Origin of the sequence: Mesorhizobium sp. M7A.F.Ca.MR.245.00.0.0 (assembly GCF_003997415.1) — a bacterium.
GTDB lineage: Bacteria > Pseudomonadota > Alphaproteobacteria > Rhizobiales > Rhizobiaceae > Mesorhizobium.
Window position 1 is genome coordinate 16,123 of sequence record NZ_RZTE01000048.1, and the last position, 13,586, is coordinate 29,708.

Here is a 13,586-nt window from a genome sequence, read left to right on the forward strand (position 1 = left end):
TGTCGGTGCGGTCCATCATGCCGCCATGGCCTTCGATCAGATGGCCCCAGTCCTTGACGCCCTGGTCGCGCTTGATGGCCGAGGCGACCAACCCGCCAAGAAATCCCATCGAGCAGGCGACGAAGGCCACGTCCGCCGCCTGCAGCGGCGAGAAGGGCGTGCCGATCAGGCCTTCCCAGGTTTTCGACGGCGAGACGTTCGGCGAAAAACGATGTTTTCCAAAGAGCTTGCCGAAGATGCCGAACATGCCGCATTTGTGCACCAACGCTCGGGCAGGGCTAAAAACTTTAGGCTTGAAATAAATTTGGTCTGGTGCAATTCTCAATCGTCAGTCGAGAGCGTGGGAGGTCTCGCTGTGCCAAATGCCGGTCGCATATCGATCGCGCCGGGTGCTGCCGCATATGCCGGATGACCAGCCCGGCGTCGGCACAAAGCCTCCCCGCAAGTTGCGTATTCAAACACACGCACGGCGACAAGACCGTGGCAACGAGCATCTAGGGGACAGCCGCAGAATGCTTGGACCGTCAGCGCATATCGACACTTTCACGCGCGACAACCTTCCGCCCGAGGAACAGTGGCCGAACTTCCTGCTCGATGGCTTCGACTACCCCGAATACCTTAATGCCGGTGTCGAACTGACCGACGTCTGGTCGAAAAGGGTCTGGGTGACCACACCGCGCCGATCGGCAATGGCCGGGCGCTGGCGCTTCAATCATGTCACCACAGTCGAACGCATCATCGGCATGAAACGCAGCACCGGCGGCACGTCGGGCGCTTCGTATCTGAAGAGATGCTGGAGGTTGAACTGTTCACTGAACTCTGGAAAGTTCGCACCCGGCTCTAAAGCTATTTTATCTATATTGAAAACACTGGGAAGGAGAGAAAAATGAAGAATATCCTGGCATCCAGCATGTTCGCTTTGTCGCTGGCCACATCTGGCCTTGCCTATGCCGAACCCGTCAAGATCGGCGTCATCACCACGCTTTCGGGCGGCGGTGCGGGTCTCGGCGTCGACATGCGCGATGCCTTTACGCTGGCGATGAAACAGTCCGGCAACAAGGATGTCGAGCTGGTCATCGAAGACGATGCCCAGAAGCCCGAGATCGCGGTGCAGCTCGCCGAAAAGATGATCCAGAGCGACAAGGTCGACCTGCTCACCGGCATCATCTGGTCGAACCTGGCGATGGCGGTGGTGCCCAACGCGGTGGCGCAGGACGTCATCTATCTGTCGCCCAATGCCGGCCCGTCGGCGCTTGCCGGCGCCAAGTGCAACAAGAACTATTTCAACGTCGCCTACCAGAACGACAATTTCCATGAGGCGATGGGTCAGTACGCCAACAAGGACTACAAGAAGACCTTCATCCTCGCGCCCAACTACCCGGCTGGCAAGGATTCGCTGACCGGCTTCAAGCGCTACTACAAGGGCGAGCTGGCAGGCGAGGCCTACACCCAGATCGGCCAGGCCGACTACGCCGCCGAGATCGCCCAGATCCGCGATTCCGGTGCCGACTCGGTGTTCTTCTTCCTGCCTGGCGGCATGGGCATTTCCTTCATGAAGCAGTACGCCCAGTCGGGCGTGAACATCCCGGTCATGGGTCCTGGCTTCTCCTTCGACCAGGACATTTTGCCCGCGGTTGGCGACGCAGCCCTTGGCGTCAAGAACTCGGCGAGCTGGTCCAGGGACCTCGACAACGAAGCCAACAAGCAGTTCGTCGAGGCCTTCAAGGCCGAATACAATCGCCTGCCCTCAATCTACGCCGCCCAGAGCTGGGATACGGCGAACCTGATCCTGTCTGCGCTGTCCAAGGCCAGTGTTAAGGACAAGGACGCGTTCCGCGCGGCCCTCAAGGCAGCCGATTTCAAGTCGGTGCGCGGCGAGTTCACCTTCAACACCAACAATCATCCGGTCCAGAACATCTACGTCCGTGAGGTGGTAAAGGAAGGCGATGTCTTGACCAACAAGATCATCGCCACCGCCTTCGAACACCACAAGGACGCCTATGCCGACCAGTGCAAGATGTAGCCCAAGGCTGCATCCGCTTTGCTAAAGTGCCGGCCTCGTCATCGACGGGGCCGGGGCCGCGGCGAGGCCGCATCGCCGTATCTTGCAGCGGCTTGCTTCGGCATTCCCCGCCTTGAACCACAGTCCGGATCGTTCATTTGTCCATCGCCCTTCTGATCGAACAACTTCTCAACGGGCTGCAGCTCGGAGTGATGCTGTTCCTCATGGCCGCCGGCCTGACGCTGATCTTCGGAGTCATGGGCCTGATCAACCTCGCCCATGGCTCGCTCTACATGGTCGGCGCCTTTGCCTGTGCCACGGTCGCCGCCGCCACTGGTTCGTTCTGGATCGGTCTGGTGGCGAGCCTGATCGCTGCGGCAGCCGCCGGTGCGGTCATGGAGATCGTTGTCATCCGCAGGCTTTATGAGCGCGACCATCTTGACCAGGTGCTGGCGACGTTTGCGCTGATCCTGATCTTTTCGGAAGGCACGCGCTGGCTGTCTGGCTCGTTTCCGCTTTATCTCGACATCCCACCGCTGCTACAAGGCGCGGTGCCCCTGCCCGGCGGTGGCCAGTACCAGCTCTACCGCCTCGCCATTATCGGCGTCGGCATCGCCGTTGCTGTGGGGCTCTATCTGCTGATCTCGCGCACCCGTCTCGGCATGCGCATCCGCGCCGGCGAATCCGACCGCGAGATGATCGCAGCCCTCGGCGTCGACATCCGCGCGCTCTACACTGTTGTCTTCGCGCTAGGTGCTGCCCTTGCCGGCCTTGCCGGCGCGCTGGTCGGTGCGCTGCAATCGGTGCAGGTCGGCATGGGCGAGCCAGCACTCATCCTCGCCTTCGTGGTCATCGTCATCGGCGGCATCGGCTCGATCAAGGGTGCGCTGTTCGGTGCCATCCTCGTCGGCCTCGTCGACACGATGGGCCGCTTCCTCCTGCCCAAGGCGCTGGCGTTGATGATGCCGACGGCACAGGCCGGGCTGATCGGTGCCTCACTCGCCTCCATGCTGATCTACATCGTCATGGCCCTGATCCTCGCTTTCAGGCCAAGCGGCCTGTTTGCGGCGCAGTCGTAAGGGCCACCATGAGCCGCGAAACCATCGTCAATATACTGCTGGCACTTCTGCTGCTAGCGATCCCGTTCAGTGCGTCTGCCATGGGCGAGCAATTCTACGTCACGCTTGCCACGCGCATTACGATCCTTGCGCTCGCTGCTGTCGGGCTCAACATCGCGCTTGGTCTTGGCGGGCTGGTATCCTTTGGCCACGCCGCCTTCTTCGGCCTTGGCGGCTATGCCGCCGGCATCCTGGCGACCCATGCCTTCAACGCCGAACCGCTGTTGTTTGGCCTGCAAGGCACGACTTCGATGCCGGTCATCTGGTCGGTGGCGATCCTGGTTTGCGGCCTTGTCGCCTTGCCGATCGGCGCGATCAGCCTGCGCACGACGGGCGTCTATTTCATCATGATCACGCTCGCTTTCGCGCAGATGATCTACTACTTCGCCATCTCCTGGCCGGCCTATGGCGGCGAGGACGGGCTGTCGATCTATGTCCGCAATGGCTTTCCCGGTATGAACACGGCGCAGTCCCTGACCTATTTCCTGATCTGCTATGTCGTGCTGATGGCAGCACTTGGCCTGTTCTGGCTGCTGCGCGGATCGCGCTTCGGTGCCGCATTGCAGGCGGCACGGCAGAACGCGACCAGGCTGTCCGCCGTCGGCATCGCACCCTTCAACATCAGGCTCGTTGCCTTCGCCATCTCTGCCATGGTCACAGGCCTCGCCGGCGCGCTGTTTGCCGATCTCAACCGCTTCGTCAGCCCCTCGATGCTGTCCTGGCACATGTCGGGCGAGCTGATCGTGCTCATCATCCTTGGCGGCAAGGGTCGGCTGTTCGGCCCGGTTGCGGGCGCGATGCTTTACGTGCTGTTCGAATTCGCGCTTGGCGGCTTCACCGAACGCTGGCAGTTCTTCCTTGGCCTGATCCTGCTCGGCGTCGTTTTGTTCGCGCGCGGCGGGCTGCTTGGCCTTTTGGCTGGAGAGGCGCGTCATGGCTGAGCTGGTCCTCGAAATACGCGATCTCAAAAAGACTTTCGGCGCGCTGAAGGCCACCGACGGCGTCAGCCTCGATCTCAAGCCGGGCGAAATCCACGCGCTGATCGGCCCCAATGGAGCCGGCAAAAGCACGCTGATCCACCAGATCTCGGGCTCGCTCCGGCCAGACAGCGGCAGTATCCGCTTTCTCGGCCAGGATATGGCCGGGCTCGACATGGCGGCCCGCGGGCGGCTTGGGCTCGGCCGCAGCTTCCAGATCTCATCACTCGCGCAGGAGTTTTCCGCGCTGCGCAATGTGATGCTGGCGGTGCAGGCACGCCAGGGAACGAGCTTCCGCTTCTTACGCCCCGTGATGAGCGACAAGAGCCTGACAGAACCGGCGATGGCGATGCTGGAGCGCGTCGGCCTTGCCGGGCGCGCCTACGTGCCAGCCGCTGAGCTGTCGCATGGCGAACGCCGTCAACTCGAAATCGCCATTGCGTTGGCCCTTGGATCGAAGGCCTTTTTGTTCGACGAGCCGATGGCCGGCATGGGGCCAGACGGATCGAAAGCGTTGACGAAATTCCTCGACGGCCTGCGCCACGAAGCGCCGATCCTGCTCGTCGAGCACGACATGGATGCCGTCTTCGCGCTTGCCGACCGTATCTCGGTCCTCGTCTATGGCCGCGTCATCGCCACCGGCACGGTGGACGAGATCCGCAACGATCCCGAAGTGCGCCGGGCCTATCTCGGAGAAGCTGCGTGAGCCTGCTGGAACTCAACGGCGTCGAAACCTTCTACGGCGCATCGCAGGCGCTGTTCGGCGTCTCGCTCGACGTCAGGGCGGGTGAGGTCGTGGCGCTCATGGGCCGCAACGGCATGGGCAAGACTACGACGATCAATTCCATTCTCGGCCTCGCGAAACCGCGCTCAGGCTCGATCAGCTTTGGCGGCCGCCAAGTCGCCGGCATGCGCCCGCACCGCATCGCGCGCCTTGGCCTGGGTCTGGTGCCGGAGGGAAGGCGCTGCTTTCCCAATCTGACCGTACTGGAGAACCTGCTGGCCGCAGCACGCGGCAGCGCGTGGACATTGGAAAAAGTTGTCGAGCTGTTTCCGCGTCTCGGCGAACGCCGCGACCAATATGCCGGTACACTGTCGGGCGGCGAGCAGCAGATGGTAGCCATCGGCCGCGCGTTGATGACCAATCCGAGCCTGCTCATTCTGGACGAGGCGACCGAGGGTCTGGCACCTGTGATCCGCCAGGACATCTGGGCAGCAATCCGCAAGCTCAAGTCGAGCGGACAGTCGATCCTTATCGTCGACAAGACGCTTGCCGAGCTTCTACCTGTGGCCGACCGCTGCTTCGTTCTGGAAAAGGGCATGACCGTCTTCGAAGGCACGCCCGAGGCGCTGACGCCAGAAATTCAGGACCGCTATCTCGGCGTATAAAAAAGGGTGTCAAACGGCTTCCAAACTGACCCGGCGCGGTGCTGTTGCTGGCCAGCGATCTTCTGGCCCGAACGCTGCTGCTGCCGCAGGAGCTGCCGATCGGCATCATCACCAGCTCCGTCGGTGCGTTCTTCGTCGTCACCATGCTGATCCACAACCGGCTCTGAGCGCGCCAATGAACCGCTCTTGCAACAGGCCGCCGGCTCAGACCGTCCAGAAATAGCGCACGATGTGGAAGAACACCGGGGCGGCGAAGACCAGGCTGTCGGTGCGGTCCATCATGCCGCCATGGCCTTCGATCAGATGGCCCCAGTCCTTGACGCCCTGATCGCGCTTGATGGCCGAGGCGACCAGCCCGCCGAGAAATCCCATCGAGCAGGCGACGAAGGCCACGGCTGCTGCCTGCAGCGGCGAGAAGGGTGTCACGAACGATAGCAGCGCGCCGAGCAGGCTCGCCGAAACCAGTCCGCCGATCAGCCCTTCCCAGGTTTTCGACGGCGAGACGTTCGGCGAAAAACGGTGTTTTCCAAACAGCTTGCCGAAGATGTATTGCAGCACGTCGCTGCCTTGCACGACGATGATCAGGAACGCGATCAGCAGCAGGGTGCGGCCTTCGAAGCCCGGCACCTCGAGTGTCAGCAGGGCAGGCACATGGCTGACGCAATAGACCGAGATCATCACCGCCCATTGCTGCGCGGCGATCCGCTCGAGGAAGCGTTCAGTGTCGCCATGCAGCGCCGTGATGGCCGGCATCAGCAGGAAGCAATAGACCGGAATGAAGATGACGAAGAGCCCGTACCAGGCGGTCCACACCAGCCAGTATTGAAACGGGATGATGATGCCGAACATGCCGAGCAGCACCCAATGGTCGCTGCGGCGGGTGTGCGTCAGCGTCACGAATTCGCGCAGCGCGGCGAAGGAGATCAGAGCGAACAGGATGGTCATCCCGTAACGCCCGAAGAAGAAGGCGACCGTCATCAGCGCCACCATCACCCACCAGGCGTTGATCCGCTGGCTGAGATTGACCAGCGTCGAACTGAGCGGCTTCGGCGCTCGCGCCGAAAGTATGGTGGCGACGATGCTGGCGGTGGTCAAAACCGCCAGCAGGCCGATGATCAGGATGGAGATTTCGTGGCGCATCAATCGTCTCGCTCGGGACGCGGGTTGAGCGCCAGAAGCGCGGCGTGGGCGCGTTCGAGGAAGGCGCGGCGTTCTTCGCCCGGACCGATCGCCACCGGTGCGCCGAAGACGACGCGGCACAGCAGCGGCACCGGCAGGAACTGGCCCTTGGGCAGCACGCGCGACATGTTCTCGATCCAGCACGGGATCAGCTCGACCTGAGGCCGCGCCGTCGACAGATTGTAGAGCCCGGAGCGGAATGCCAGCAGCGGCTCTTCGGTCATGTTGCGTGTGCCTTCGGGAAACAGGATCAGCGAGTGGCCCTGGTCGAGCACCGACAGCATGATCTCGATCGGGTTTTCCTCAGGTCTCGTCCACTGCCGGTTGATGAGCACCGACGACAGCATGTCCTGCGCGATGAAGCGGCGCAGCCGCGACTTCCCCCAATATTCGCCTGCGGCAACAGCATGGGTGATCGCGCGCTCGCTTTCGCTGAGACAGGCCGACAGCAGGATAAAGTCGCCATGGCTGGTGTGGTTGGCGAAATAGATGCGCTGGCGGTCGGAGGGCAGGCTGCCGTTCCAGATCGGACGCACGCCCGTCACCATCCGGGCCAGCGCCGAGAGGCCGACGGAGGTTACCGTCTGCAGCAAGGTGAAGGTCTTGAGCGAAAGCCTGTTCATCGCGGCGCCCAAAACCCTGACGCCAGAAGTGCTGCGGCAAACAGAGCCAGGGCGGCGCGCTGCTTGAACAGTAGGCGACGCGTGCCAGCAATGCGGTCATCGAGCGAGCGTGTCGCGGGCGGGGCCGTTTTCAGGCGCATGCGCGCCAGCATGTCGTCCACCGCGGCACCGCCGGAAGCTTCGTCATCATGGCCAGCCATGACCCGGAACAACAGGGCGTCGAATGCCAGCAATGCCGACAGCGCCAGAACGGCGACAGCGCTCGCGGCTGTGATCGACAGCGCAACGGCCGCCGGCAAAGTCTCGAAGCCGCCGCGCGTCGAGGCAGCCAGCGGCGCAAGGATATTTGCCGCCATCACGATTGCGGCCGGCCACGCTGCCTGCCGCATCAGCATGCCGGCGAAGCGGTCGGTGCGGTCCTGGTAGGCATTGCCGGTCATGACGCCGCGCGCTCTATGGCCTCGGCAAGATGAACCGGCCGGCCGAGGGCCGCGAGCATTTCGCGGGCAAGCGCCGGCGTCTTGGCCCTGCCGGTCGCCACCAGCCATTCGGCGACGACGCCGGCGCTGCGCTGGAAGCCGAGCGCGCAGCACACCAGCACGGTGCCGTCGCGGCGCGCGCTCTCCAGCGCGCCGGCTGCCTGTTGCCGTATCGCCACTGGCGGCGGCAACAGGTCGACCATCGGAAAGCTGATCCAGCGGCAATCGGCTGCCGTCGGCCTTTCAAGTTCGGCGGCGAGGTCGATGACCGTGCCGAAGCTGCTGGCCTCGCGTGCCGTGGGAAAGCGCCCGAGAAAGACGCCGTCGGCAATCGCCACCTGGGGAGCAAGTTTGCGCGTCCAGGCCCATATGTTGGCCCTGGCGCCGAGACGGTAAGGCAAGAGCAGGACACGGCTTGCGAGCGTGATGCTGCCATCGGCGGATTTCTGGAACACTTTTTCGCCTGCTCCTGCATAGGCGAAGGCGACGATGGCCAGCGCCAGCGCCGGCCAAAGCAGGAAGAGCGCAACGGCGCAGAACAAGGCGCCGAGCGCTGCACCGGCCAGCGCGAGGACCGCGCCCAGCACGTAGAACCGCGCCAGCCGCCGCGCTTTCACATCGCTGGTCAGCCGGAAGCCTGAAAACGGCAACGCGCCGCTGCGCGGAAACAGCCACAGCGCAAAGAACCCGAGCAGCGCGCCGGTCGGAATGTCGATGAAGTGATGCTGCCAGGTCGTCAGCACCGAGGCACCGATCAGGAAGCTCCAGCCATGCCAGAGCGGCAGGAGCAACCCGCGGAGCCGGTGGCGCCAATGATCCCAGATGATCACCAAAAGGGCGATGTGCAGCGAGGGTGCCTGGTTGAACGGCTTGTCGAAACCGCCGAGCACGGCAAACAGGAAGCCCGGCAGGCCGGTCGTCGCCGGTCGCACGAATGTCGCGGTCAGCGGGAACAGGATGAAGCAGATAACGGCGACGACCTGCGCGGTGAGATAGCGCCCGGCCAGGCGGTCGACGCCTTGCCTGTCGTTGTTGAGCAGCAGCGACAGGCCGTAGAACAGGTTGATCGACCAATAGGGCACGATGGTCCAGGCGACGAACGGAATACCGTGCTCCCACGAGAACACGATGCTGCCGACCTCGTCGCGCCGCGAGGCCAGCCAGTTGGCGAAGCCGTAGCTGAGATAGAAGAACGGCGCCAGGAAGGCCAGCCAGAGCGCGGCCCTGACGACCACCCGTCCATAAGGCTCGGTGCGCGCGATGGGTGCAAGCGACGAGGCCATGCTGCTCAGCGGCGCCGTGCGACCGAGACGGTGAAGATGCCCCATTGGTCGATGCGCTGGTCGAGCTTTTCGAAACCGGCGGCTTCGACGAGCTGGTCCATCTCACCCTGCGTGCGCCGCCGCATCACCCAGGCCTCGCCTCCGCGATGCGAAGTCAGGCTGCGGGCGATCATCTCGAGCTGCGGATGCCAAGGCTGGTTGGTGTAGAGCAACAGGCTTCCCGGCTGCATGGCGCTGGCCAATCCACCGAGCGAGCGGGCTATCATCGCATTGTCGGAGAACAACTCGTAAAGGCCGGAAACGATGGCAAGATCCGGAGCTGGATCGATCGATGCGAGCATGTCGGCATCGAAGGCGTCGGCGCGCTGGAACGAGACATCAGCCGGCAATTGCCGCTCGGCGATCAGCTTGCGGCCAAGCTGGACGTTGAGGTCGGAATAATCCTGCAGGCGAACGCTCGCCGGCTGATCGGGGCTCTTCACGATGGCATCGAGAACATAGCGGCCATGGCCGGCCGCGATGTCGAGAATGTGCGCTGGCCGGCCAGCGGCCTTGAGCGTCGCCAGGCAAGAGCCGATGAGCTCTTCGAGATGCAGCTTGCGCTGGCGGATGCCGCGCCAGCCAATGGCCTCCAGGAAAATGCGGTCGACGACGCGGCCAAGAGGCGTAAGCCCACGCGCATTGTTCTCGTAGACGTAGTCCAGCGTCGAGCCGGAATCGAAGCCGGTGGTCACGCCGGCCTTCATTCCTTGCGAGACCCAGGCGCCCATGCGGATGGAGGCACGGCTGAATGCCCAATAGAGGCCCTTTGGCGACATCAGAGCGAGCGGCGAGGCAAGCCTATCGGCCTCGTCGCGTGTGTAGCCGGCAATGTCCGCCTGCTTAAGGTCGACCGGCGCATCGGGTGCCTCGAACTGCCTGGCCAGGAATGGCCGGATCAACTCGAGGGCCTTTGCCCGGTCGCGCTCGCCCAGCGTGTCGTGGAAGAAACCAGGCAACACATGGCGTTCCTTGGTGCGGCTGCCGATATTGACGAAGAACTCGTGCTGCGGGCCGTGGCGCACCACCCAGTCGCTGCCCGAAAGCAGAAGCTGGGTCGGCACGGTAATGGCGCGGGCGTCACTGACGATGCGGGCGGCGTGCTGGTAGAGTTCGACCAGTATGTTGGAAGCGATCGGCCGCGTGATCAACGGATCGCTCTCGAAAGAGGCGATGCGCACGGGATCGTGGGTCAGGAATTTCGCCTTGACATAGGAATTGACGAAGAAGCGGCCCTTGATCTTCTGCCAGAGTGCGATGCCCTCCTTGGCGAAGGGCACGTAGAGTTTTACCGAGAAGGCCGGTGAGGCCAGCACCATGGCGCGCAGCTTCGGCGCATAGTCATGCACCCAGGCGGCGGCCAGCACGGCGCCGAAGGATTGTGCGATCAGCGCGATATCCCGAGTGGCAAAGCCATCCCTGGCTGCAATCTCGCGCATGAAGCAGTCGATGTCGCGCACCAGCGCCGAGAAGGAGGGCGCATAGCCGCGCTCGCCGGACGAGCGGCCATTGCCGCGGGCATCCCAGGCATAGAAGGCGTGGTCCGGCATCTGCAATTCATCGACAAGATGGGCCATGCGGCCGCCATGCTCGTGGCCGCGATGGAAGAGCACCACCGCGCCCTTGGCATCGGCGGAGGCCGCCGGCCAGAATCGGTAGAAGATCTCCGTCCCGTCATGGCTGCGGAAAACCCGCTCCTGTGCTTGCCGCGCAAGGCTTTCCGTGGCCGCGGCGGCGATCGGTTCGTGCATCATGGTCTTCCCCTCTGGCGGCATGGCGAGCCTCGATGCTCAGCTGGCGCTGCCAATAATGCCGGCGCGTATCCGGTTTATGGCGGTCAGCAGCGAAAGCGTTGCCATGGCCGGAAACACAAACGGCGTTATCGATGCCGGCCACAGCCCGGCGGCACACAGCGTGGCGACGACGCCGAGCGCCAGCGCCCTGTCGCTCTTGCCGAACGGCCCGGCATAATTACGCCCGACCTTGGCAGCGATGCCGAGCACGCCGGCGAACTCGGTCAGCACGGCCGATATCGCGAAGGCGACGACGCCCCATGCGCCAAATTCCGGAAAGACGGCAAAAGGGAGGATCAGTGCGAGGTCCGAAACGACGTCGCACAACTCGTTCAGATACATGCCGAGCGTCGAGGCTTGGCCATGTTCCCGTGCCAGCATGCCATCCACCGCATTCATCGCCATGCGCACGAACATCACCGCGGGGATAAGCAACAGCAGCCAGCGCCATTCGTGCCAGATCGCAATGGCCGCGCCGGCGGCTATCGACATCGCGGCCGCCAGGATGGTTATGCTGTTTGCCGTGACCCCGATTGCCGCCAACCGATTGACCAGCGGCCGCAGTCGACCCTGGAAGGCCGGCTTGAGAGCGTAAAGCGTCGGCATTGCGTTGATCCCCCGATCCTGTTCAGCGGCTGTACATCAATATGCCAGACGCGACCAGTGTAGCGGGGGCTACGGCCATCATGCGTTTGCAAATCGATAACCATGATTGGTCCGGCAAAGCTGTCATGCACATTTGCCGGCTTCTCGTGCAACGCGGCGTCTTGAATAGTGAGCACGCTTATTATATATGCCGCTCATGGTTTCCGATGGCATCGACAGATTGGGCTTCTTGATCCACGACGTGCAGCGCTTGATGCGCAAGCGCTTCGAGGCGAGGGCCAGTGGCTTGGGGCTTTCTTCGGCGCAATGGCGGCTTCTGGTCCGCGTTGCCAAGGAAGACGGTGTCGCGCAGGCGCGGCTGGCCGAACTTCTCGAAATCGAGCCGATCAGCGTTTCGCGCCTGGTCGACCGCATGGAAGAGGGAGGCTGGATCGAGCGTCGGTCCGACGCCGCCGATCGTCGCGTCCGCATGATCTTCCTGACGCCCAAGGCAAGCGATGCCTACGCCGTAATCAAGAGCATTGCCGGAGAAGTCTATGAGGAATCGCTGGTCGGCGTGAAGCCGGAAGCCCGTCGCGTCCTCATCGAAGGGCTCGAGGCGATGGTTCGCAACCTGACCGACGACGAGACGCCGTCCATTGAAAAAGTGAAGAATACAGAAGGCGCAGCAGCATGAACGCGGTAGCCAAGATAGACGAGAAAGTGACCGAACTGGACATGGAAGCGCCGGCGCAGCCGGCCGCGGCCCCGCCGGCGGTTGCTCCCCCGGTGCAGCCGGCCCCAGTGCCCGTGAAGAAAAAGCGCCGGCTGGGCCGCTTCCTGCTGATGGTCGCGCTGCCTGCGGCATTGGCTGTCGGCGGCGGCTATGTCTGGGTCACCGGCGGCCGCTATCAGGAGACCGAGAACGCCAATCTGCAGCAGGCTAAGGTGTCGATCGCTTCCGACACGGCCGGCCGCATCGTTAAGGTCGACATCTTCGATAACCAGCTGGTCAAGCAGGGTGACGAGCTGTTTGCCATCGACCCGGAGCCCTACCGGATCGCGCTGGCGCAGGCCGACGCCGCGGTTGCGGGGGCGCGTCTCAATGTCGAGCAGTTGCGCGCGGCCTATGGCCAGTCGATGGCTCAGCAGAAATCCGATGCCAGCCAGGTCGCCTTCGCCCAGTCTCAGTTCGACCGCGCCGCCGATCTTGCCCAGAAGGGCATCAACGCCAAATCGTCGCTCGACGAAGCCAAGAACGATCTCGACAAGGCCAAGCAGCAGCTGGCGGTTGCCGAGCAAGGCATCATCAGCGCCAAGGCAGGCCTTGGCGGCAATCCCGACATCGAGACCGACAAGCACCCGACCGTGATGGCCGCGCTCGCCGCGCGCGACAAGGCGGCCTATGACCTGGCGCAGACCACGGTCAAGGCGCCGGCGGACGGCATCGTCAGCCAGGCCTCGTCGTTCAAGGTCGGTCAGTATGTCGGTTCCGGCACGCCGCTGTTTTCGCTGGTCGAGACCGGTGACACCTGGATCGATGCCAATTTCAAGGAAACGCAGCTCACCCACATGAAGCCCGGCCAGAAGGCCGAGATCGTGGTCGACACCTATCCAGGGCGCACCTTCGAGGCGACGGTCAAGGCGATCGGCGCCGGCACGGGAGCCGAGTTCTCGCTGCTGCCGGCCCAAAATGCCACCGGCAACTGGGTCAAGGTCACACAGCGTATCCCGGTTCGTCTTGAACTGATCGATGCGGACGCCAAGATGGCGTTGCGCACCGGCATGAGCGCCACCGTTACCGTCGACACCGGCGTGGCGCGTGGCCTGCCCTCGATCTTTGGTCACGCCACGGCTGGCGAGGCCGCGCAGTAACGTCAACAGATTGCCGCAGGACCAGCGGCGGAGGTGAATAGCGGGATTGGTCTGATGGGAGGAGCTGGAAGGATCAGCGTTTTGGCGCTGCCGCGTCGCGGCCTGGCCGAAATCTGAAATCTCCGACGCGGACCCGTCGGTCCTCATGTTTCCGGGCGGCAGGCATCCGCTCATCAGAGACTTTCAGTCGATGTAACCCCCACATCGACGATCGCGTCCCACCGCGACGAGGGTCTCTCAACGG

13 protein-coding genes and 4 pseudogenes are annotated in these 13,586 nt (G+C 63.4%); 10 read left to right on the forward strand and 7 right to left on the reverse strand.

Annotation, left to right across the window (positions count from 1 at the left end):
* Nucleotides 1-238, reverse strand: a pseudogene (locus tag EOB80_RS29890) (phosphatidate cytidylyltransferase); the annotation flags it as partial.
* A 274-nt stretch (nucleotides 239-512) separates the two neighbouring features.
* Between EOB80_RS29890 and EOB80_RS34880 the strand changes: the two are divergent.
* The 8 genes and pseudogenes from EOB80_RS34880 to EOB80_RS29930 all read left to right on the forward strand — a co-directional run.
* Nucleotides 513-697 (forward strand): annotated as a pseudogene (locus tag EOB80_RS34880) (2-aminobenzoate-CoA ligase); the annotation flags it as partial.
* 1 nt (nucleotide 698) lies between these two features.
* Nucleotides 699-844, forward strand: a pseudogene (locus EOB80_RS29900) (tryptophan 2,3-dioxygenase family protein); the annotation flags it as partial.
* A 42-nt stretch (nucleotides 845-886) separates the two neighbouring features.
* Entirely contained in the window at nucleotides 887-2,023 is a 1,137-nt protein-coding gene (locus EOB80_RS29905) for an ABC transporter substrate-binding protein (RefSeq protein ID WP_127270513.1), read from the forward strand.
* Nucleotides 2,024-2,160: 137 nt separating this feature from the next.
* Nucleotides 2,161-3,081: a branched-chain amino acid ABC transporter permease gene (locus EOB80_RS29910; protein WP_127331512.1), complete on the forward strand. Its 921-nt coding sequence runs from the start codon at nucleotides 2,161-2,163 to the stop codon at nucleotides 3,079-3,081.
* Between the two features lie 8 nt (nucleotides 3,082-3,089).
* Nucleotides 3,090-4,061 carry a branched-chain amino acid ABC transporter permease gene (locus EOB80_RS29915; RefSeq protein WP_127331514.1) on the forward strand — a complete coding sequence of 324 codons (972 nt, stop codon included), beginning with the start codon at nucleotides 3,090-3,092 and terminating at the stop codon, nucleotides 4,059-4,061.
* Nucleotides 4,054-4,803 carry an ABC transporter ATP-binding protein gene (locus EOB80_RS29920; protein WP_127321152.1) on the forward strand — a complete coding sequence of 250 codons (750 nt, stop codon included), beginning with the start codon at nucleotides 4,054-4,056 and terminating at the stop codon, nucleotides 4,801-4,803. Before EOB80_RS29915 ends, EOB80_RS29920 begins: the two co-directional genes overlap by 8 nt.
* Nucleotides 4,800-5,486 (forward strand): ABC transporter ATP-binding protein, encoded by a 687-nt coding sequence (locus EOB80_RS29925; protein WP_127271619.1) that lies wholly within the window; start codon nucleotides 4,800-4,802, stop codon nucleotides 5,484-5,486. The genes EOB80_RS29920 and EOB80_RS29925 overlap by 4 nt, the downstream gene beginning before the upstream one ends.
* 32 nt (nucleotides 5,487-5,518) lie before the next feature.
* A pseudogene (locus EOB80_RS29930) lies at nucleotides 5,519-5,653 on the forward strand (iron chelate uptake ABC transporter family permease subunit); the annotation flags it as partial.
* Nucleotides 5,654-5,690: 37 nt separating this feature from the next.
* Here the strand turns inward: EOB80_RS29930 and EOB80_RS29935 are convergent.
* Genes EOB80_RS29935 through EOB80_RS29960 form a run of 6 tightly spaced genes read right to left on the reverse strand, consistent with a single transcriptional unit; the run spans nucleotide 5,691 to nucleotide 11,488 of the window.
* On the reverse strand, nucleotides 5,691-6,626 hold the full coding sequence (locus EOB80_RS29935; RefSeq protein WP_127267053.1) for a phosphatidate cytidylyltransferase: 936 nt from the start codon (nucleotides 6,624-6,626) through the stop codon (nucleotides 5,691-5,693).
* Entirely contained in the window at nucleotides 6,626-7,288 is a 663-nt protein-coding gene (locus tag EOB80_RS29940; RefSeq protein ID WP_127267052.1) for a lysophospholipid acyltransferase family protein, read from the reverse strand. The genes EOB80_RS29935 and EOB80_RS29940 overlap by 1 nt, the downstream gene beginning before the upstream one ends.
* On the reverse strand, nucleotides 7,285-7,728 hold the full coding sequence (locus tag EOB80_RS29945) for a hypothetical protein (protein WP_127322958.1): 444 nt from the start codon (nucleotides 7,726-7,728) through the stop codon (nucleotides 7,285-7,287). Before EOB80_RS29945 ends, EOB80_RS29940 begins: the two co-directional genes overlap by 4 nt.
* Nucleotides 7,725-9,050: a phosphatase PAP2/dual specificity phosphatase family protein gene (locus EOB80_RS29950; RefSeq protein WP_127331516.1), complete on the reverse strand. Its 1,326-nt coding sequence runs from the start codon at nucleotides 9,048-9,050 to the stop codon at nucleotides 7,725-7,727. Before EOB80_RS29950 ends, EOB80_RS29945 begins: the two co-directional genes overlap by 4 nt.
* Nucleotides 9,051-9,055: 5 nt before the next feature.
* A complete protein-coding gene (locus EOB80_RS29955) occupies nucleotides 9,056-10,843 on the reverse strand; it encodes a bifunctional alpha/beta hydrolase/class I SAM-dependent methyltransferase (protein ID WP_206516857.1) in 1,788 nt (595 codons plus the stop codon).
* Between the two features lie 36 nt (nucleotides 10,844-10,879).
* Nucleotides 10,880-11,488: a CDP-alcohol phosphatidyltransferase family protein gene (locus EOB80_RS29960; protein WP_127331520.1), complete on the reverse strand. Its 609-nt coding sequence runs from the start codon at nucleotides 11,486-11,488 to the stop codon at nucleotides 10,880-10,882.
* A gap of 196 nt (nucleotides 11,489-11,684) precedes the next feature.
* Between EOB80_RS29960 and EOB80_RS29965 the strand changes: the two genes are divergently transcribed.
* Entirely contained in the window at nucleotides 11,685-12,164 is a 480-nt protein-coding gene (locus EOB80_RS29965; RefSeq protein ID WP_027038640.1) for a MarR family transcriptional regulator, read from the forward strand.
* Nucleotides 12,161-13,342: an HlyD family secretion protein gene (locus EOB80_RS29970; RefSeq protein WP_127271614.1), complete on the forward strand. Its 1,182-nt coding sequence runs from the start codon at nucleotides 12,161-12,163 to the stop codon at nucleotides 13,340-13,342. Before EOB80_RS29965 ends, EOB80_RS29970 begins: the two co-directional genes overlap by 4 nt.
* Nucleotides 13,343-13,586 lie beyond the last annotated feature (244 nt).